This window comes from Nostoc sp. T09 (assembly GCF_002154695.1).
GTDB lineage: Bacteria > Cyanobacteriota > Cyanobacteriia > Cyanobacteriales > Nostocaceae > Aulosira.
Genome location: NZ_MTAV01000210.1, coordinates 1 through 21,653 on the forward strand (window position 1 = coordinate 1; position 21,653 = coordinate 21,653).

Annotated in this window: 19 protein-coding genes; 8 read left to right on the forward strand and 11 right to left on the reverse strand. The window is 38.1% G+C overall.

Features of this window, described 5'->3' with window-relative positions; translation table 11 throughout:
• The first annotated feature begins 611 nt into the window (after positions 1 to 611).
• Entirely contained in the window at positions 612 to 1,814 is a 1,203-nt protein-coding gene (locus BV372_RS31550; protein WP_086690966.1) for an AAA family ATPase, read from the forward strand.
• Positions 1,815 to 2,138: 324 nt separating this feature from the next.
• Positions 2,139 to 3,386, forward strand: a complete 1,248-nt coding sequence (locus BV372_RS31555; RefSeq protein WP_086690968.1) for an ATP-binding protein — start codon at positions 2,139 to 2,141, stop codon at positions 3,384 to 3,386.
• Between the two features lie 53 nt (positions 3,387 to 3,439).
• Here the strand turns inward: BV372_RS31555 and BV372_RS31560 are convergent, their stop codons facing one another.
• The 6 genes from BV372_RS31560 to BV372_RS35660 form a co-directional block, all read right to left on the reverse strand.
• Positions 3,440 to 3,940, reverse strand: coding sequence for a DUF1648 domain-containing protein (locus tag BV372_RS31560; protein WP_086690970.1), 501 nt, complete (start codon positions 3,938 to 3,940; stop codon positions 3,440 to 3,442).
• Between the two features lie 145 nt (positions 3,941 to 4,085).
• Complete coding sequence (locus BV372_RS31565) at positions 4,086 to 5,429, reverse strand: AAA-like domain-containing protein (protein WP_086690972.1); 1,344 nt, start codon at positions 5,427 to 5,429, stop codon at positions 4,086 to 4,088.
• 15 nt (positions 5,430 to 5,444) lie between these two features.
• Entirely contained in the window at positions 5,445 to 6,410 is a 966-nt protein-coding gene (locus BV372_RS31570; RefSeq protein ID WP_256973571.1) for a pentapeptide repeat-containing protein, read from the reverse strand.
• A gap of 170 nt (positions 6,411 to 6,580) precedes the next feature.
• The gene (locus BV372_RS31575) at positions 6,581 to 7,225 is read right to left on the reverse strand and encodes a nucleoside hydrolase (RefSeq protein ID WP_086690975.1); all 645 of its coding nucleotides are present in this window, start codon (positions 7,223 to 7,225) and stop codon (positions 6,581 to 6,583) included.
• A 288-nt stretch (positions 7,226 to 7,513) separates the two neighbouring features.
• Positions 7,514 to 8,002, reverse strand: coding sequence for a GAF domain-containing protein (locus tag BV372_RS31580; protein ID WP_143845413.1), 489 nt, complete (start codon positions 8,000 to 8,002; stop codon positions 7,514 to 7,516).
• A gap of 11 nt (positions 8,003 to 8,013) precedes the next feature.
• Positions 8,014 to 8,193: a hypothetical protein gene (locus BV372_RS35660; RefSeq protein ID WP_143845414.1), complete on the reverse strand. Its 180-nt coding sequence runs from the start codon at positions 8,191 to 8,193 to the stop codon at positions 8,014 to 8,016.
• Positions 8,194 to 8,983: 790 nt separating this feature from the next.
• On the opposite strand from BV372_RS35660, the gene BV372_RS31585 reads away from it, so the two are divergent.
• From BV372_RS31585 to BV372_RS31600, 4 genes are all read left to right on the forward strand, one after another.
• Positions 8,984 to 9,592, forward strand: a complete 609-nt coding sequence (locus tag BV372_RS31585; RefSeq protein WP_143845416.1) for a hypothetical protein — start codon at positions 8,984 to 8,986, stop codon at positions 9,590 to 9,592.
• 1,038 nt (positions 9,593 to 10,630) lie between these two features.
• Entirely contained in the window at positions 10,631 to 10,885 is a 255-nt protein-coding gene (locus tag BV372_RS31590; RefSeq protein ID WP_256973572.1) for a hypothetical protein, read from the forward strand.
• Between the two features lie 984 nt (positions 10,886 to 11,869).
• Entirely contained in the window at positions 11,870 to 13,165 is a 1,296-nt protein-coding gene (locus BV372_RS31595) for a glycosyltransferase (protein WP_086690982.1), read from the forward strand.
• A gap of 7 nt (positions 13,166 to 13,172) precedes the next feature.
• Positions 13,173 to 14,147, forward strand: coding sequence for a glycosyltransferase family 2 protein (locus tag BV372_RS31600; RefSeq protein ID WP_086690984.1), 975 nt, complete (start codon positions 13,173 to 13,175; stop codon positions 14,145 to 14,147).
• Between the two features lie 33 nt (positions 14,148 to 14,180).
• Here BV372_RS31600 and BV372_RS31605 read toward each other — a convergent pair whose 3' ends face one another.
• A complete protein-coding gene (locus BV372_RS31605) occupies positions 14,181 to 14,792 on the reverse strand; it encodes a hypothetical protein (protein ID WP_086690986.1) in 612 nt (203 codons plus the stop codon).
• Positions 14,793 to 15,180: 388 nt separating this feature from the next.
• On the opposite strand from BV372_RS31605, the gene BV372_RS31610 reads away from it, so the two are divergent.
• Together BV372_RS31610 and BV372_RS31615 are read left to right on the forward strand one after the other, a co-directional pair.
• Positions 15,181 to 16,053, forward strand: coding sequence for an ABC transporter permease (locus BV372_RS31610; RefSeq protein WP_086690988.1), 873 nt, complete (start codon positions 15,181 to 15,183; stop codon positions 16,051 to 16,053).
• Positions 16,054 to 16,055: 2 nt separating this feature from the next.
• Positions 16,056 to 17,318 carry an ABC transporter ATP-binding protein gene (locus tag BV372_RS31615; RefSeq protein WP_086690990.1) on the forward strand — a complete coding sequence of 421 codons (1,263 nt, stop codon included), beginning with the start codon at positions 16,056 to 16,058 and terminating at the stop codon, positions 17,316 to 17,318.
• 177 nt (positions 17,319 to 17,495) lie between these two features.
• On the opposite strand, the gene BV372_RS31620 is transcribed toward BV372_RS31615, so the two are convergent.
• The 4 genes from BV372_RS31620 to BV372_RS31635 form a co-directional block, all read right to left on the reverse strand.
• Positions 17,496 to 18,230: a hypothetical protein gene (locus tag BV372_RS31620; RefSeq protein WP_086691105.1), complete on the reverse strand. Its 735-nt coding sequence runs from the start codon at positions 18,228 to 18,230 to the stop codon at positions 17,496 to 17,498.
• A 126-nt stretch (positions 18,231 to 18,356) separates the two neighbouring features.
• Positions 18,357 to 20,447, reverse strand: coding sequence for an S-layer homology domain-containing protein (locus BV372_RS31625; RefSeq protein WP_086690992.1), 2,091 nt, complete (start codon positions 20,445 to 20,447; stop codon positions 18,357 to 18,359).
• Positions 20,448 to 20,733: 286 nt separating this feature from the next.
• Entirely contained in the window at positions 20,734 to 21,195 is a 462-nt protein-coding gene (locus tag BV372_RS31630) for a cupin domain-containing protein (RefSeq protein WP_086690993.1), read from the reverse strand.
• A 13-nt stretch (positions 21,196 to 21,208) separates the two neighbouring features.
• Positions 21,209 to 21,622, reverse strand: a complete 414-nt coding sequence (locus BV372_RS31635) for a GNAT family N-acetyltransferase (protein ID WP_086690995.1) — start codon at positions 21,620 to 21,622, stop codon at positions 21,209 to 21,211.
• Positions 21,623 to 21,653 lie beyond the last annotated feature (31 nt).

Genomic DNA, 21,653 nt, shown 5'->3' on the forward strand with positions numbered 1-21,653 from the left:
CCCAAATCCTTGCATAGCCGTAACACACCCTACTTAATATTTACTTTATAAATGGTCTCTTAGGAAGTGGCTTTAGGTAACTTCCCTAATAGTGCAACTGGTATACGCATCAGCGTATTTTCAGATTTTTATCAATAGACAGCGAATACTCAATCAGCAGACAGAAACTAGTGCCGCCTACGACTTGTAACGACTTGACATATCTGGAATTTTTGTATTATAATGTAATACAAATATTCGCCAATTATTAAATTTTAGATACGTTTTTAATCTCCCTCTCAATTAGATAGAGGTGAATCCCAAGCTTTAACCACTGATTGTCCTGTAAAAATTTTTGATAATTTAAATCATCGCAACAAGTTATATATAGATATATGTAGTCCAGCGCAGCATGGTAGAAATAACTATGCAGTTGAAAAAGGTTGAAAAGCTTGTAAAATTAACTGATTTCTTTCTGCTTACTCTGCGAGAATGCCGTTGGTAAAAGGATTATATAGAATTATCTTAATTGCACTAGCAACTGCTGGGCGGCTAGATGTTAATACAAAAAACTTTTTAGCATATATTACGTCAGTATCAAATAACTCAACTACCACTGCACTAATAAAGATATGGTTTTTGATGATTTTAGAAATAACGAAGGCAATTCTGCAAATAACAACCGCCAAAACTTACTGAGTAGCGGTTGGCGGCCATTCCAACGCGACTTTGATTGGGGATTTTTCGGGCAAATTCTATTTCATGATACTCAGGAGTTAACCCAAAAAAGTATTAATTTAGTAAGTTATTATGCCGATGCTTTAGGTAGAAGAGATTATAGCTGGTGGGCGAATTTATTAAATGTAGCTTCAGATTATACCCGGGGAGAACTGCAAAAATATTGGAATTTCATCACACCAGAACCCCTGACACCAGATAATCGCTACAAGGAAGTTTTAACTACAGAAACACCAATCATGCAATTTGTCAGCCGCAATAGTATTCCTATTGATTACGTGCTGAATCGGTTGCAAGAAATTACTGTATTGCGAGTTTTGAAACTATTAGATCGTCCAGACATCATTACTCAATATTATTCAGAACGTGATTTTTATTTTCCAGTAGATAAGTTTGTCAATTGGGAACGTATAGATGTCATTAATACTGTTTATGCTTACTGGTCCAAATACGATATTTGGTTACAAATTGACCCCTACGATCGCGGGCGGCGACAATATACTTTGATGTCCAGAAATATGGCACCGCTGATCAACAAAGCTACTTATGACTTAGCAGTAATGTTAAGCGGTTATCAAAGTCGTGTGGGTAAGGTTCATAGCCAATTTCCCATTCGGACGTTCCCAGCAGATATTCAAAGCTTTACAGACACAGTACAGCAAGCAATTCTCAATCAACATCAGTTAGCGGTTGTTGTACATGGAGAGCCAGGTACAGGTAAAACTGCATGGACACAAGCAGTAGCAAAAGAAATTTTAGTACCTTTAGGCTACGTAATTTTCATCTTAGATCATGATGCAATTACTAACTTTGTACCCCCAACTTATTTAGAACAAATTTGCATCATTATTAATGAAGCTGATAACTTAGCTCAAAATCGTGCTTACGAAGTAGCACAATATAACAATAAAACCGAACACATTCTCAGTTTGTTAGATGGAACTTTGTACCAAAGTATAATTGACGAGTCTGGACTGCAAATGAAGCAGCGTTTAGTTGTATTGATGACTTGTAATACTACAGAAAGATTAGATCCAGCGATGTTACGTAAAGGAAGAGTAGATTTGATTTATGAATTTACTCAAAAATATGTCTAAACTAATTCTTTACAAGAAAAAATTAATATGTAGGGTGGGCAATGCCCACCTGATATTTATATTTTGAAAAAGTTAGTAAGTAAGTCGGCTAGAAAAAACCAAACTATGTAACGAAAAGTAAAATCTCTGAATTTTGCTCGTAGTTGCGCTTTAGCGCTAAAGCGCAACTACAAACCAGTGATGATTATTTGCACCGACTTACTTAATATATACCCTAATATTTTATCTGGTAGAGTAATCATCAATTTTTACTTGCCGTTCCGAAATTTATAACGGGTGTTGTATAGTTGCTCATAACATAGTTAATAAAGTAGCTAAATCAGGATGAAAATCCAACAACTGATTACAGCAGCGCTGAGTCTGCCTAATAATGCGATCGCCTATCATATTAGTCAAGAATTAGCAGCGATTTACCCTAAAAAAGTACTTTTAGAAGGTAATGATTCTACATTTAATTTAGAGAAGTATGCTGAAGCTGACCTTTGCCACATTCAATATAATTCCTCAAATCATAACCAGATTTTAACTGGCTGGGATGGGATGGAAAATCATCTGTATAAATATACCGAAAATGCAGAATTTGAGGTGCAATGGCAAGGGCAGAAACTTGATATCCTCTTAATGAGTTGGCAGGAAGGCTATTGTAAAACCAGATATTACTGGATTTTGGCTGATAGTAAAGAATTAGTAGAAAATTTTTTTATTGCCGTTTGTGATTGGAATTCAGAAATTCGCGACGAGGTTTTAGTTTTTGAAGATGGTTACTGGGCAAAGAATCCCGACCTTTTCCAATCTATTAAAAATGCAACATTTGATAACCTAATTTTGCATGGCAATCTTAAACAAGATATTAAAGATGATCTAACAAAGTTCTTTGCTTCTCAAGAAATCTATGCAGCTTATGGTGTTCCTTGGAAAAGAGGCATTTTGTTCATCGGTTCTCCAGGAAATGGCAAAACTCATACAGTCAAAGCATTAATTAATCAAATGCAACAGCCTTGCTTGTATGTTAAAAGTTTTCAGTCTGAATATGATACTGATAGTGAAAATATTCGGAAAGTGTTCAAACAAGCAAGACAGTCTGCTCCTTGTATTTTAGTACTAGAGGATTTAGATTCTCTATTGACTGATGAAAATCGTTCTTTCTTTCTCAATGAACTGGATGGCTTCGCTGCTAATGAGGGGATTGTTACCATTGCTAGTACTAATCATCCCGAACGTTTAGATCCGGCTATTCGCGATCGCCCTAGCCGCTTTGACCGCAAGTATCATTTTGAATTGCCAGATAACTCGGTACGACAAGCTTACATCACACTATGGAACGAGCAGCTAAAAACTGCCATGCGTATGTCACCAGAGACTGTCAGCCAGATAGTTGTGATCACAGATGGCTTTTCTTTCGCCTATCTCAAAGAACTGTTTCTATCATCAATGATTCGTTGGATGGGAGCAATGGCAACTACTACGATAGAAGCAATTATGGTTTCACAAATTGCAGTTTTGCGAGAACAAATGAATAGCACAACTGCTATAAGTGAAGATACAAGAGAGGTAGAAACTGCTAAAAAATAAAATAGCCGATATGTATAAATATTACATATTTTTTCCGTTGAGCGTATCCTTTATTAACGAGCCAGAAACGATTGACTCAACCAATATGCGCTCGTCCCAAAGATAACAATCAAGTATACAGGAAGGACCCATATTCCTAAGTTAGGGTTTTCTATGGTTGCTAAATTAAACATTTGCCACTCAATGTAAGCAAACAGCAAAATTATTTCAGTTTTCAACCAATTGAGCATTGAGCAGGCAATTTGATACTGCCGCAGTGCATTTTCTTCGGTAATTCGCACTGCATAATTAAAGGTATGGGGGTAGCGGTTGATAAATGTCAGCATCCCATAAATTATTAACCCTACAATCGGCAACAGCCAGAGAAAATTTTTACTACCCCAGCCGTTGGCTTTTCCATCAATTCCAAAATGGATAGGTATAGTCTCTGGTAATGCAAACCATCCATGAATGGCAATTCCAAACAATGCAACTAGCCCTGCGATCGCAATCCAATTGAGCATCCTTGCTTGCTGAGATTGAGGAATTAAAAAAACAGGCCTTTGATGACTCATGATAACTCCTTATGTCGGCTGATTTTGTTTCCAATTTAGCCTTTGGTGGGAGTAAGTTATTCTGCTTGTTACAGAGATTTAATATAGCTTTCTTATTCTCTTATAAGAGAAAAGGAATAGCCTTCATAGCTGCGTAGCGGCTGAATTAATTCAGCACCTGGATACTAAAGAACTTTTGGTATAATCCACAGCTAACCGTTGCCTGATTATTGACAACTTGCACCAATCCTAAACTTTTGAGCTTGGATGCTACTTCAATATCTAACTTAGTTGGAGCTATCAGCACCTGTTGAAAAGACTCTATTAGTTTTGGATCTTGCTGGAGGTGCCATAACTGATATTGAAGATGTTGGCTATAGATGCCAGTATCTGTTGTTGCATCTTTTAGTAATGCATTCAGAGCAGTTTCAGAACGCACACTCTGGTACATTGCTAGCCTTACGAGGTAAGGAAAACCTTCTGTAAGATTCATTAACTGCTCTAATTCAGCAGCGTTAATTTGCAGTTCGTGACGCTGAGCTAAATCTTTTACCTGTTCTCGATTGAATGGCGGCAATTCTACTGTCAATCCTACATTGAAGGGGGAGCGATTTGAAGGGAGAGGAATATAAATTTCTGTAGAGTGAGAGATAATCATCCTCAATTTTTGCCAGACTGAAATATCTTTGCTTTCCTCATACCAAGAACGAAGTAGAGCCAGAAAATCCCGGGCAAGATTGGGGTATTCAAATAGTTGACTGACGCTATCTAATGCTAAGACAATGGGACCATCGATTGTTGGCAGCAAATATGCCTGAAAATAAATTGTACTGTTGATCAAAGCTCCCATATCTTCATCCCAGTACTCATTTAGATGAGATTCTAGACCTAACTGCTGAGTCACATTAGTACAGAACCAGCGCAAGAAGCGATCAATAGATGTAAGAACAGCCGTTCCAGCCAGATTTAAACTGAGGCGAACTGTGCGGTAATTGTGTTGAGTTCCATAGTCTAGAATTCGCGCAATCAAGGATGTTTTTCCCATCCTGCGGGGTGCTTTGATGCAAATAAGTGAACTAGCTTGCAGAATTTCTCGATAACAAGTTTCTTCAATTGGAGGACGTTCAATATATAAAGCAGAAGCTAGAGGAACTTGTCCTTCTGGAGATTCTTGGACAGTTAAATTATTATTTTTATTATTATTTTGTGGTTCAACCAGATTTTTTAATGCTGTTGATTGTTTAATGTATTGTTCTAACAGCGCCCGACAATTAGTTTTATTAACTTTTTCGTTAACTACAGTTGAGAGCAGTTGCCACACTCTTGGGGCAACACAAAACTTAATATAGTTTTCTGAATAGTTATTTTCTTGAGCAATTTGAGCGTAAGTCTTCTTGGTTTCTAGTAGCGATTCTCGTAGAATTACCTTGTGAATATAGCTGAATGACTGACCTGTTTTGTCAGAAACTAAATTGATTGCGAATTCAACAATTTCTTCAATGTTTCTCATCAATATCGCAATTTGCTATGTAGAAATATTTAATGCACCATTCGCTCTCAGCCAGTTTTTTTGCTCATTAGTTAACCCTTGAGCATCGGTAAAATCTGCGCCTTTGACACGAGAACCTGAGAAATCTACATTTTGAAATTGGGCATTTCTGAAGTTAGCGTGTCTTAAATCTGTTGCAACTAAATTTGTATTATGAAGGATTGCTCCCTCTAGATTGGCTTGAAACAAGGAAGCTAGTTCTAGATTGGCACGACTCAAGTCAGCGTAACTTATAATTGCTAACTCTAGGGCAACTTTGCTTAAGATTGCTTCTGTCAAATCTGCGTAACGCAAATCAGCCTTAACTAAATCAGCTTGGGTTAAGTCAACTTTTTTCAAAATGGTTTCGTTGAGCTTGCTTTCTTCGAGATCAACTCGTCGCAATAAACTATTGCTCAAAATTGCACCCTCCCAATTAGTTCGGCTGAGATTAGCATCATTGAAACTGGCACTTGTTAAATTGGCACCTGTCAAACTGGCTTTGAATAAATTGGCTCTTTCCAAGTTTGCTTGTGTGATGCAAGCAAACTCCAAAGAAGCTTCTGTTAAGTTAGCATTTTTTAGACAAGCAGATGCAAGATTAGCATGATTTAGTCGTGCATTGCTCAAATTAGCTCCGGTTAAGTTAGCTTCTTGTAAATTAGCCCAACAAAAACTGCTGTATGACAGCAAACCCTGGCTTAATTTTGCCTGACTTAAGTTTGAGCGGTTAAGATCGGTCCAAATGAGATTTACGCCGCTTAAGTTTGCTTGGCTTAAATCTGCACTATTGAGATTTGCATGGCTAAAATCAGCATCACTCAGGTCAACTCCGCTCAAGTTAACTCGACTCAGATCGAGGCTTTGAAAATTTCGTTCTTTTTTTGCATAATATTGGATAATTTCATCTGCATCCATTGTTTCCATGCACCTTGATAAAAAATAAGCTGACTGAATCATCATTTATAAAACCCAAATCTAGTGTTTATTTATCTAGGCGTTTGCCGTCTATAGATGCGTCTCATGGCTGGAGTTGAGACTAATTATTGATAAAACTGGCTACTGATGCGATCGCTGTAATTGCCATGCCTTTGATGAGATATCTTTTAATATTTAAAGTTGCTGTATTTCTTCTACAGAAGCATAATATCATCACGGCTATCAAAGACAATTTGAGAGGTTTCTGGATTAAACCAACTATTGCTATTAGTGTGAGCAATCGGATTTTTCAGGCACTGAAAAGCTTCTGCTAAGACGAAAAGTTCTTTAGCTTTTTTGAGGATACCAGGATGTTTCGTTTCGGCAGCAGCAAGGTTAATTAAAGGACCAATTGCTACCAACGTAATTTCTCCTGGATCTGCATTTAACTTGTTGATGATAATCTCATCAGAGTAAGGCGATTCCTCACAGAAAGAAGCAGTAGGAGGCAAAGTATACGATAAATGCTCTACTCTATCTACTTCATTAATCTGAGCAGTATCTTCCACAGCTTTTCTGATCACAGCAACACTCTGACCCACTTCAATGTGTTGAAACCCAAATAATCTTAAAATCTTAGTGGCAACAGAAAACTTGCGGCTTGCGGTGACATTAAGATCCGCAGCAGTGACAGCAATAAGTTCCGCAAGTCCCTGTTTCACCAAGCTAAGGAGCCACAAGAAGCTCAAGAAATCATCTCCACCAAAATCACTATCAAGAATAATTTTGGGTATATTCAGTTGGGTTTTTATATTATTATTGGAACCAACTATAGTGTCTGGAAAACGATAGTGCAGCATAATTTGTTAATGAAAAAATTGGCTAAATTAAATATTCGATTTTTTAGGTTAATTTCAAATCTATGAGTTCTTCAATGTCATCTTTAAAATTATTACAATACCTATCTAACAGTAAGCCTGGCTTCACTCAGATCTGCCTTTGGCAGATGAATATTAATCAATTTTGTATTTAGAGCATTCAATCTTTATTGAAAGACAGATTTTCTGTAGAGCCGAATCTTTATTTACTAATAGGGGATAGAAGCTTTTATATTAAAACCTCAAGTTTTCTAATTCTTTCTCTACAATTTACCTAAAATCTTTAAGTATCGTCGTGGTTGTTGCGATCAATTCCATATCTCGTTTTTGAATTTTAGACATAAAAAATACAAATATAGCTTGGACATTTCGCTCGCTTACAAGCATTCCAAAACCTGCTTTGGCTCCAAAAGCTTTAGCAATTTGATTCCGTAAAAAATAGGATTCTGGTTGAGTAGAGACATCGGCAATCCACTCCGAAGTTTGAGTTTCCCAAACTCGTCCAGGCAATCCTTCACCTAAATGCAAGATAAAGTTTTCACTACAATACCGGAACTGCGCCCAGGCAACTTGCCGATTGGTCCTCACTTGTGAGCTAATGTACCAAGCAGGATCTAGCTCCAAAATTGTGTCTGTTTTAGGAAGCCAAACTTCGCCATACTCCCACTCTGTTTCTTCACAAACTTGTTCGAGCATACTTGTAAATATGGTGGAGTTTGTTGAGGTTTCACTAGTCGCTCTATAAATTGATTCAGTCATAGAATTATGGTTTAGGAAAGGCAAAGAGGAGGTGAAATTGGTGGAGTTTCTGAATGGCGATCGCATAAAAAGCGTCTCAATAAAATATGCACCGATTCAAAATCAGAGTGAGCCGCGCTGAGATCTCCGGATTGCGATCGCCAGTTTGCAGTTGACACATTTAAACTAATTAATTGAGGAATATTCACCATAATTTAGTATTTTTTTAATTTCTTGATCTCAAAGCCAACACAATATATTTGCATAAGCAAAAAATTTTCTCAGTAGAATTCAGAAGCCAGAATTCTGAATGAAAATAATCTGTATTTATGCTCGCTTTTGAGGCTTAAATTATGTACTCGATCAAATTGAAATTCAAAGTATTAACAAAATGATGTATTTAATTGTTATTAATTGCTAATTAAAGATCCCAAAATGCTCTAGCAATTATCCTGAACTCATCTTTGCTGGACAATATATAAAGTTAATATGTTGAGCCTAATATTCGTTTGTTATTAATGTAAGAGCATATTTGCTTGATTTCGTCAATCAATCAATGTAATATCATTGCGCTGCGATCGCGCTGGGGTGAGAAAATATTACTTGCTAGCTACGGGTTCTTGAAAGTTTATCACTCTGGCGGTTGAACTAGTGCTTCCCTTCCCCGAAACTCCTTGCTGTGTCACTCTTAAGTACATACTAACTAAGCTGTTACCCACAGGATTCGCTCTTGCTCACGAGTCAGAAACGTTCTAAACGAGCGCCCACATCTGACTGACGCCAACTTTCTTAACATGCAAGATGAGATTAAACATTTTACAGCAAACTCCAACTTTGTTAAGCTTGAGCCTCAAACCAAGAGGCTTGCTGTATTGGTTTTTTGGGAGCATCTTCATAGCTGGAGGTATTTTTTTGGTAACATCGCTAAGCAGAGCAACTACTCTTACTTGTAACCGCTCGACACCTACACAAGGAAGTTGTCAATTAGTTACTAAAGGTTTTTTGAAATCCCAATCTAAAAGTTGGGATATTCAAGACTTACAAGGTGCAAAGCTAGATACAAAGACTACTGATGCATGGGGTAGTTATCCTTTATTGCTCTTAACAAAGTCTGGCTCATTTTCTATAGATTTGATCAATGCAGATAGTACACAAAAGAAAAGATTAGCAGCACAAATAACCACAATTATTCAGGGGTCGCAAGTATCTCAATTGTCTATTCATGAAGATAGCCGTTTATGGACTTATCCCCTAGGGCTTTTTTTGATTTTATCTGGGTTTGTCTGTATTATCTATATAGCGATAAATGGCACAATAATTTGTATTTTAGATAAAAAACTGAACAAAGTTACTATTGAACGTCAAGGAGTATTCAGTAAAGACGTTATGGAAGCTAAACTATCAGAAATCGTAGGACTTGATATCGATACGTTTACAGTTGACAGTTCCAGCAGTTACAATATCGTTTTCAGGTTGGACTCTGAAAATGACATATATTTAGCTAATGGTCCAATGTTTACTGCTCAAAGCGCAGACCAAACTTTTGAGGCGATCGCAAATTTTCTTAATCTAGAGGATTCTAATTTATTTACACATAACTCGTTAAGTTAGGGTTAATTTTTAATTAAATTTTACTTAAAATTACTAACTTTATTTATTAACAAGTTTGCCAAAAATATTTTAGAGTTATTTTGTACTATAGATAGAAACTGAAAAGCAGATTTATAGTAATTAACGGCTAACTAAAAAATAAAATCCCCACATCAATATATGGGGATAAATTCGTGTGAGTCGTTACATAAGTGTCCTACCAAACATGAGTTTAGAATTTGCAGACAGATCGAATATCTACCTAAAGCATTAATTAAAAAGATTTAGAGATTATATTTGCTAACTAGCAAATATAATCTCATAGCCATCTATCGATACCCCAAATTTTTAGTATAAATACTTGTCGCTATATAACTAATATTGAAATATTTATGTCTTCTGATAGATAACCAAATCTATCCAATGGACGAAACCACACTAGCACCAGCAAATTGATAATAATTATCGCTGGTATATTACTTTTTAGCCTGCCCTGAGGTGACTCAGGGTTTTATATTGCCTAAAAGCAATTTGATGTTCTTGTTCCAAAATTAAGCTAAGTAAGTTTAAAGAAATATTACATAAGCTTACTGAATTTTCCGATACACTCGTAGTGATAATTGAGGTGACTAACACTACTCACATTATAGTGAGGTGTTTTAAATTATCAATTTTACTGTGTTATTACGGTTAAACTGCCTAAACAAGCTTTGTTAAGACTGCCTGTTATACAAAATTTTACGGTGGCTTAGATAAATATCTAACTAGCCTAATTAACTTACCTAAGTAATGACATATGCAACCAGAGCCAGTAGACTATGTTTTCAAAGGATTAGACAACGCCGGAGTTGCTCACGTTGTAATACTTCCATCTTCTCACAGCAAGTTAGAGTCAGTTCGCTCAATAAAACCGTAGTCGCCAGCTACGGTTTTTTTTGTGAAAAAACTAAAGGCTATTTAAGCATTTAAGTATCAAAATTTTTCTTAACACATACTTTGTTATTTTAAGTAAAATCACGGGAAGAATAGCAGAAGTCTGGGAGAATTATACATGTGATTATGCTGTTTTTCCTACTCCAGGCTTGTTACCACTATTTTTGGAGATACCCGATGATAGAAAATTTGATACGCTTAACTAACCAAAACACAGATGCAATGGTAGATATAGTGTTTGGGTTTTACTTAGATGGAGATGCTATCGATAGGCAACAAATCGAACGCGAACTAATTGACTTAGGGACGAAACATAAACTGGGAAGTGGGAAAGAATTAGTCCAAAAATTACGTAAATTAGCGGCAGATAGAGGATTATAAGTATAAATTAGCTTTTAGGGGTGATTAAGGGAAAAATAATGCATTTAGTCAGGATTCTTGTACCCTCTTTGCCCCACTGCTGCTAAAGCGGTTGGTATCCTCTAATATGATTTATGCCAGGAAGCTATTTTATAAGTAAGGTTTTTACCTTTTTACTTATTTCTAAATTACGCCTTATGTGAATTAGTAACGTTTCTTAAGCTAAGGCGCATTTAAATTGCACATTTTCGCAGTTTCGGTGGTTAAGATTCAACGGTCAAAAGTTGCTTTGGACTGACAGCCACAATGCATAATCATGCACTTTTAGCGCCTAACAGCTTATCTTACAAAGGTTCTAGACTAGCCCAAAATCATAATTTTTTGATGAGCAACTAAATTATAATGGTTTCAAGATTTAATTCACATTAAACGTAAATTATTTTTGATTAGTTTCTTCAGAAAGTATCAATAAACACTAAGCTCTCGCTATAAAAGTGAGGGCTTTTTTATACTTGAAAGCGAGAAAAGCAGCTTGATATTAATCTTCTGTTTTACGGCTACAAACAAATACAAAAACATCTATAGCAATCCGATTTGATTCGGAGAAATCACTCGTAGAGGTAGGAAAAGGGGAAGGGGAACAAGCGAAGTTGAAATATACGGAATTTGTTCAAAAATCACATAGGAGTCTAATATGATGTATTATTTTTAACTAAATTAGGACTTACGCAAAATTATGAAAAAACGAACCGCAAAGGGCACGAAGGACACGAAGGAAAGAGGATTTCAGAGGGTTTTTGCGTAAGTCCTATAAATATTTTTCTAAAATACTAATGTCAAAAAGTCAATTTTTATTCAAATTTTTTTTGTTGAATTCCGCATAAAGATATATTAAAATTCATTGCGACCATATAAAAATAAATACACAGCCTAATTTAGGCACTGCCTAGCCCTAAAACAATTGATCCAAGTTTCATATAGTAAGCTAATCTTGGCAATTTAATCATGAAAATAGCCTTTGTAGTTGGATATTTTCCCGTGTTGTCAGAAACATTTATTCTTAATCAAATTATAGGTGCGATTGACCGGGGTCATGAAGTTGAGATTTACGCCTATCAACCAGCTAATACTTCTAAAGTACATCCAAATGTGAAGAAGTATCAGTTGATGAATCGGACTTTTTATCAACCACATATACCTCCAAATCACTTTTCACGGCTGTCGAAAGCTATCAAATTACTAATTAATAATTTCCATAAAAATCCTTTAGTCTTACTGCGATCGCTTAATTTTTTCAAATATGGCAGATGGGCAGCTTCTTTAAGATTATTTTACTCAGTCATACCTTTATTAGAATCTAAATCCTACGATATTATCCATTGTCAGTTTGGTACATTTGCTCGTGAAGCTATGATTTGGCGTGATATCGGCGCTATTAAAGGAAAATTGATTACTTCGTTTCGAGGCTATGATATTACTTGGTTTGTTCATGAAAATGGGGAACAGATTTATGACGAACTCTTTAAGAAGGGAGATTTCTTCTTAGCAAATTGTAAATACTTTCAAAAAAAAGCTATTCAACTGGGTTGTGATGAACAAAAAATTGTTGTACATGGTTCAGGAATAGATTGTAGCCAATTTCAATTTAAATTAAGGCTTCCTCCGGGTGCAAATGAGAAAATTTACGTTACTACAACTTGTCGCCTAATAGAAAAGAAAGGCATAGAATACAGCATTCGTGCTGTTGCTGAGGTAATAAAAAGTTACCCGAATATCGAATATAACATCATTGGTGATGGTTATTTGCAAGTAGAGTTACAGCAATTAATTGAAAAATTAAATGTTGCTGGTCAAATAAAGCTTTTGGGATGGAGAAATCAGCCAGAAATTATTGAAATTCTTGATAAATCCCATATTTTTATTGCTCCTAGTGTCACAACTCGTGATGGTAATCAAGATGCTCCTGTCAACACTTTAAAAGAAGCAATGGCTATGGGTTTACCAGTCATCAGTACGCTACATGGTGGTATTCCTGAACTGGTAGAAAATGGAATTTCTGGTTTTCTGGTTCCAGAACGGGATGTTGATGCGATCGCCGAAAAATTAACTTATCTAATCAAGCATCCAGAAATGTGGTCAAAGATGGGTCAAGCAGGCCGTGCTTATGTAGAAGCACACTACGATATTAATAAGCTTAACGATGAATTGATACAAATTTATCAACGAGTAAGTAGTCACAATTTACCGCTACTAGAACCAGCTTTAGCTGAAACCAGAAGGTTGAATTCTCAAGGATATTAATAGAGAGATGAATTTATCAGCGATCGCAGAACCCAAAGTTACAATTGTTGTTGTTCCACGAGAGCGTTTTAGCTATACCCGCGCATCTTTAGAAAGCATCTACGAGCATACAAATTATCCATTTAATTTAATTTATGTAGATGGCAATTCACCTCCTCACATCAGAGATTATTTAACAGAACAAGCAGAACAAAAGCAATTTCAACTGATTCGCAGCGATCGTTACTTGTCTCCAAACTGCGCTAGAAATATAGGACTGCGACAAGTTACCAGCCAATATGTTGTTTTCCTAGATAACGACGTAGTTGTAACTCCAGATTGGCTCAAGCCATTGGTAGACTGTACGCAAGCAACAGAAGCAACCGTAGTCAGTCCTCTTCTGTGTCAGGGTACACCTCTACATCAAGAAGTACATTGTGCAGGAGGCGAAACCGGAGTTAAGGTAGAAACGCACAGACGGCGGATTATTGAGAAGATATATTATCAAGGTCGGCGAGTAGCAGATGTGCAACCCCAGCTACAACAGCAGAAAACGGGGTTAGCAGAATTTCACTGTATGTTGGTACGTACAGAAATATTTCAGCAAATTGGTTTTTTAGATGAAGCGCTGCTTTCCACCAAAGAACATGTCGATTTGTGCATGTTGGTAGCTGAGGCTGGCGGTACAGTCTACCTCGAACCGAAATCTCTCGTCACTTATGTACCAGGGCCACCACTAGAGTGGACAGACCTACATTACTATATGCTGCGGTGGAGCGATCGCTGGGAATTGGCAAGTCTCAAACACTTACGCCAAAAGTGGAACCTTACCGAAGATGAATATTTCCAAAACAGATACAAACGCTTGGGATCAAGACGGCACATGACAATTATTCACCCTTTTGCCCGAAAATTGTCTATTGGCAACTTTGGCTTTCGGGTGGTGAGTAAAATCCTGCGTCTGATGGATAGGGTATTCAACGGTTTGATAACAAGTTGGTGAAATTTGCGATCACAGTATTATCCAGGTAGAAGTTTAGTTAGAAATTGGTACATTTTTAAACGCAGCTGTATCTGGTACAAAAATGTCCAGGTTCTTGACACCATCAGGAACCCTGATCCAGACATAGGCATCTGCTGACGCCTTTGGACGTAGCAGGGGCAAAGAAACACTTCCTGTTGAGCGATTTAAAGCAATTGCTTTGTAGGTTTCACTGGTTTCAGGATTACGAGCTGTTGTACTAGCAACCGATATAATATCGCCACCACCAACTCCATCTGTAGCTTGGCGACGGATACGCATCTGCACATTCACCACATCACGGTTTCCGGTTTCTGGATCTTTAATCCTTTTTGCTGAAAGTAACTCAACTTCTGCCTTATTTCCAAACGCAGGCTGCACAAATTGACCAGGCTGAAGTACTGAGATAGCGACAGATGCTGGTGTTGTTTTTTCTGGCGATGCTGTGGGTTCTGGAGAAATTGATTTTGCGACAGAGGTTGGAACAACAGCAGGACTAACCCCCGTGCTAATGTTGGTGGTATTTAGCGTTTGTCGCAGTGTGAAAACTTCGTAAGCTGCATAGCCACCACATATTAAAGCCACAGTAGAGAGGAATACAGCCACACCAGACAGAAATGTACTCACACCATTACCTCAATTTCATATTTCTTTTAAATACAGGTTTGTTCACCTTTGGATTTTATAATGCCATAAATAATGCGTATGTATAGGAATCTGATTTGATTCCTGAATCACTCGTAGGAGAGGGAACAGGGAACAGGGAACGGGGAACAGAAAACAAGGAATAAAGTTGTACTCAGTTTTGTTCAAAAATCAAATACGAGTCCTGTATTAAATAAGTCATTATCTTTCCTAAACTAATTTAAACACTGCATTGAATTTGAAGAACGCGGTCAGTTAGACCGTCAGACCCTCAGAACCTATAAACTAGTTGATGCCTACATCTTCAAACTGAAATACCCCGTACTTGATATCTATGCTTCGGATCGGTTTTATGTAAGGGTGAGAAATAATGAAGCAGCATCAACGTTTAAATTCTCAGCTACCAGAGGTGATTTATACGCCTGAAAGTAAGTTGAGACATCCCATACAATTGGGTAAACAAATGTGGCGAGACTTGCTAGCTTCTCGTGAACTTGCTTGGCGGTTAATGGTACGAGATATTAGCGCACAGTATCGTCAATCTTTTTTCGGAATAGCTTGGGCTTTTTTACCACCAATTATTATGGCATCGGGATTTACCCTTGCTCATGATGCGAATGTCATTAATATTCAAGCTACAGATTTGCCTTATCCAGCTTATGTGATGTTCAGCACTGCATTATGGCAAACATTTGTTGAAGCTTTAAATGGCCCAGTACAAGCTGTGACAGTAGCAAAACCGATGTTAGCAAGAGTCAACTTTCCTAGAGAAGCACTGATTTTAGCAAAAATAGGCGAGGTATTTTTTAACTTTGCCATCAAGCTAATTTTAATAGTGGGATTTTTCTTCTGGTTTCAGATATCTGTAACTTGGACAGTAATTCTTGCGCCAGTAGCAATAATTAATTTAGTTTTGCTAGGAGTATTTTTTGGAATTTTATTAGCGCCATTAGGAGTATTATATCAAGATATATCTAGAAGTTTAAGTTTAATTACAGGCTTTTGGCTATTCTTAACTCCAGTAGTTTATCCAGTGCCAAAACAGGGAATTTTTGGATTTTTAGTACAGCTTAATCCTGTCACTCCTTTACTAGTAACAGCGCGAGAGTTAGCAACAACAGGAGTCATATCAGACCCTTATCGTTTTTGGGTGGTAAGTGCAATTACCTTAGTAGGCTTAATAATCACCTGGGTTACTTTCCGTTTGGCTATGCCTTTTGTGGTTGAAAGAGTCAGTTCTTAAAGATGATGAATTTCAGAGATGATTCTGAATTATTAATTTCAGTAGACAAAGTTTCTAAGAAGTTTTGTCGAAACTTAAAACAGTCTTTATTTTATGGGGTTCAAGACATTTGTAAAGAGCTAATAGGCGGAAATAGAAATAGCGAAACTCTACGTCAACAAGAATTTTGGGCACTAAAAGATGTGAGCTTTCAACTACGACGGGGAGAAGCCTTAGGATTAGTGGGAGCAAATGGAGCCGGAAAAAGTACACTGCTACGCATTATTAGTGGACTGATTAATCCTGATACTGGCTGTGTGAAAGTTAGGGGAAAATTAGCTCCATTAATTGCTTTGGGAGCAGGGTTTAATCCGATTCTTACAGGGCGAGAAAATATCTATGCTAATATGTCAATTCTGGGTTTATCTACTAAAGAAATAGCAGAGAGATTTCAAGATGTCATAGATTTTGCTGGTATTGCAGATGCAATTGATGCACCTGTACAGACTTATAGTTCTGGTATGGCGGCTAGATTGGGTTTTGCTTGTGCAGTTCACATAGAACCAGATGTTTTATTAATTGATGAAGTGTTAGCTGTAGGCGATATCAATTTTAGAGTCAAATGTTATCAGAAACTAGCAAAACTTAGAGAAGCTGGTACAGCTTTTATTTTAGTTTCTCATAATCCCCATGTGGTTTTGAATGTATGTGAAAATTCTCTATATCTTGCCAAAGGCGAATTAATTAAATATGGCGAGACAGAAGTCGTAATTCGTCAATACGAAGAAGATTTAAGTTTAGCTGGTACAGAAACATCTTTAGGAATGATGTTTTTACCAGAAAAACCGCAGAGTGAAAGTTTAGGTGTAGATATTATTTCTCTAAGTTTTAAAGATGAGCAAGGCAATATACTTGCGGCTCCTCTTTGTGGGGAATTAGCTTATTTATGCGTAGAATGTAAAGCCTACAAAAAAGTTGATTATGCAAATTTAGGTGTATCTATTACTGCTTTATCTGGACAAAATGAGCGAATTTTATATATAACCTCTGCCAGTGATAATGAACCTTTAAATATACTTCCCGGAAGAGTTGAAATCCAAATGCAGATGCCTTATTTTTGCTTATTACCCGGTTTATACAGTGCCAAAATATATATAAAAGAAGGTGTATGTTCTTTTGATATAGTCGAATCTTTTCGATTTACTGTGAAAGCTAGCAAGATTACGAGTCGTTCTTTATTTTATCAACCACGGAAATGGCAAGTTATTAGTAAAGGTAAAATTTAAAAAATTAACCACAGATACACACAGATAAATTTGGGCTAGTTCCAGAACCAATGATGTAAAACCCTAGTTAAAATAATATGTAAGTAGATGAAATTAATTCAAACTAAAACTTACTCTCGCTTCTGTCCTCTTTGTTAGTAATATAAATTTTCTCTTGTATTAGGTTGTTCGGCGTATTTATCCGCCAGACATCGCTTTGAGTTTTGATGTGAATGATTCGGTGCGATCGCTTTTATCGGGGGTAAATTGCCCAATGGCCCGATGATTGACACCATCTGACAGTAGTTGCTGTGGTTTATTACTGGCTGGAGAAACTGGAGAATCAGCCTGAAGGCTATTTTCGGTCTTGAGGCTGGGTTGTAGCTCAGAGTCCACTTGAGTTGTGGCAGCATTGATAGCCGTAGGTGTAGAAGATACTACAACGCCTTCTGTACCTTTACTAGCAAGTTGCATTTCTGCTTCACGCACTACTTTTAACGGGGCAAGTTTTTTTTGGCTATAGTCACGATCCACCTTGGTTGGTGATGGATCACTGTTCACAGATGAGGATGCTAAATGATAATTAGTCTTCTCAACAGTGGTGATTTTCTTAGCAGGATATAAAACTGGTGTTGAAATTGAGGTTAAGCTTTCAGGAAATTTGCTGCAAATCAGGCGTTCAAATTCCATGTTGAAATGATAGGTAGCCTGACCCCGCCGTTGCCAGAAGTTTAAAATTTGCTGTACGGACACTGCTTTATAGCGACCTTGATACAATGCTTCGATCACTGCAATGTGTATCCACTCAAGTGGGTAATGGTGTTTCCAACGTCTAATTAGCTCACTGACACTATAACCACTGAGGTCAAAGCTATAGTGAGTTAATAAGGCAGTCGCCAAGTCATTAGAAGTGTCTGTAACTGGTTTTAACATCGAGCTATGAGCTTCAGACATAGGTGATATTTTCTACCCATTGCGTATAGGCGAAATAACTTTTAACTACAGGGTTTTAGCCCAAGTATTTTTAAATTAATAGGAAATGTTTCTTATTCTACTTGGTCAATTGGTTGTGTGCGACACGATATATGGTGATTTAATTGCACTTGTGCGCTGGATAGCAACCAATGCCTGATAAACCATAGCTGCTACTTCGGCGCGTGTCGCTTCACGAACTGGCACAAGCTGCTTAGGATCGGGATAATTCACTGCTATTTGCTGTTGGGTCGCAGTGGCTACAGCTTTACGGGCATATTCGGGAATCGCATTGCGATCGCTGTAAACAAGTAAGGTATCATTATCGGCTGCTGGTAAGGCCAGCCCATTGACCAAGGAGACTATTACTTGTAATCTTTGCACGTTTTGATCTGGGCGGAAGGTGCGATCGCTAAATCCGCTGACAAAGCCACCGCTAGCCGCGATTTGGATTGCCTTAGCAGCCCAAAAATCCTTGGCTACGTCAGTAAAATCGATGGCTGGACGTTTAGGAGTCGGGTTAAAAGCACCCGCCACTAAAGCCGCATACTGGGCGCGAGTCATCGGTTTATCTGGCTGATAGCTACCGTCAGCAAAACCTGTAGTTAAGCTCATACTCACTAATGCCCGAATAAATGCTTCTGCCCAATGTCCTTTCAGGTCGCTAAAGGAAGGAATATCAACATCAGGATTGACAATATAGGACGAAGGAATCGCTTTTTCTTGACCAATAGCTACTAATGCCTGGTAAATTATTGCCGCTACCTCAGCGCGGTTGATATCCCGCAGTGGTTCTAATTGTTCAGCTTTTGGATAGTTCACTACTAATAGTTTTTGAGTGGCAATTGCCACTGCATTAGTAGCGTAACTGGGAATTTGGGCGCGATCGCGGTAGACACTCAACACATTTGGGTTTCCCCCACTCCATTTCAAACCATTCACGATAGATACTATTGCCTGAATTCTGGTTAAGTTTTGTCCCGGCCGAAAAGTCCCATCAGGGAATCCACTGATAAAACCCATGTTGGCAGCACGCAAGATGGCTGATGCCGCCCAATAGTCGGGTTTTACGTCCGTAAAATTACTGACTTTGCTACCATTGGGTGGTGGAAAAGTCTTGGCAATTATAGCAGCGTACTGGGCACGAGTGATCGGGGCATTTGGGCTGAAGGAACCATCAGGAAAGCCACTGATCAAGTTTTTACTAACCAATGCTTCGACAAAAGCCGCTGCCCAATGTCCACCTAGGTCATAAAAACTAGTGCCAACTGATACTTGACTAGCAGATTCTACCGTAGCTGAGAGAAAATCTACTGCTCCTTTTACCTGGATCGGATTCAACTGATTACCGACAGAAATCAGCGGCTGTGATGTGACATTTTGTAAATCGAATTCTTTATTATCGCGAAAAACGTTACCAGCAGCGTCTTGAGTGCTACCTAAATCGGGGATCGCATTACCATTTACCAACAGACCACCTTGGATATTGTTGGTAATCAGATTTTGCCGCAGTACAGGTCGTGCATCTCTAGAAAGAGCGATCGCGGTTTGGTTTTCTGATAGTTTATTATTTGCCACCAAAGGAGCAGCAGAGTCACTAATTGCGATCCCCAAGGCATTTTTCTGAAAAACATTCCGCAAGACTTCGCCTTTGCTATTACGTGCCATCGTCAACCCACTGGCCGCATTTTGCAAAAATACGTTATCTAAAATTGCAGGTTTAGCTGTGCCTGTCGTAAATATACCTTCCCGCGCACAGTTAATAAATGTATTGTTAGCTACAGTTGGTGCTGTAGATTCGATCCAGACACCAGTACCTTTAGAAGTGGTATTTGTGACGCTTACGCCCCGGAGACTGGCGTCTTCCTGTAATAGCAGCGTAATGTTTTGCATACCAAAGCTAGGACTCTGATAAGTGCCATTACCAACGATCGCAATGCCAGCGCCTTTGCTGGCTTCATTACCTACCACGATCACCCCCGCAGGGATCATTAGTGGAAACACCTCACCAGTAGCAGCGCTATACGTACCAGGCCCCAACTGAATAATTGTAGATTTTGTAGATGCTTTTAAGGCACGGGTGAGACTTTTAAAGGGACTCAACCGTGAACCAGCGTTAGCATCATTCCCCTGTACAGAGTTGACATAGAGTGTGGTCACGAGGGTAGAGTTCACCATTAGTTGTTGCAATTCAATTGTTTAAATTATGACAGCGATAAATAATAACCTAGTTATAATCACTCTTATAGAATAAGTACACCTACGTGCAAAATTTATCTGAGTAATTTCATCTGTAGATAGCTATAGCTTACCTACCTGTCTCAGAAAATTAGGGCATGGTAATTACCCCTGCTAGAACGATCAAAGCATGGGCGATCGCGAAATCAAATCTATCCAAAGCCCTAGGCAGCAAAGATACAAGCTCGTAGTTGCGCTTTAGCGCTAAAGCGCAACTACGAGCCAGCTAACTTTCGTACAAAGTACCGTCTTTACGCGTGAAGATCCAACCGTTAGCAGTAGCTTGAGCCATCAAATCATCGTCTGGGTAGTGACCTTCATCATCAGCAGTTCTATCCCCGATTTCCAAATAAACTACCGCCTCTTGGGAACGATTCACCAAGTGGTGTCCATTGGCCTCACCCGCGGGAAAACCTGCCATCATTCCCGGCTGGAGAATGTGCGCACCTTCGTTAGTAACTAGAGTAACTTCACCTTCGATGACATAGATAAACTCATCTTGTCGAGTGTGCCAATGTCGCAAAGCCGAACAACTTCCTGGAGCCAGAGTTACTAAGTTGACACCAAAATTTTTCAATCCGGCTGCATTACCTACAGCTTTTTTAACTCTTCCTAGCACAAAAGATTTAAATTCTTGAGGATAATTTGTAGTTGTCCGATTGGGTACATTTTCTGGGTTAATAATCATCTGCTTCTAGGGATCATTGCTTGTAACGATACATCAACTGAATTCCGCCTACCTCATTAGTAAAGTCCCAGCGTTGATAAAAGGGGATCATTTCTGGCAAGCAGTAAAGAGCAATTTGCTCAACATCACATAATTGGGGATGATTAATCGCTGCATCAATCAACTTAGCACCAAGCCCCATTTTTCTGTGGCTAGGTTTGATGATGACATCGTAAACAGTTGCCCGATAGATAAAATCTGTAAGAATACGCGTAAAACCAATTAATTGTTTGCCCTCATCAACTAAGCCAATAATAATATTTGACGCAGCAAGCATCTTGGCAACATCTTGATATGTACGTTTTTTACTCCAAAATTCGTTTTTGTACAAATCAACTAATTCCACAATTTGATTGTCCGTCAGATGGTCAACAATTTCATAATTCATGATCGGTTAAGGAATTGAAAAAGGGAACGAG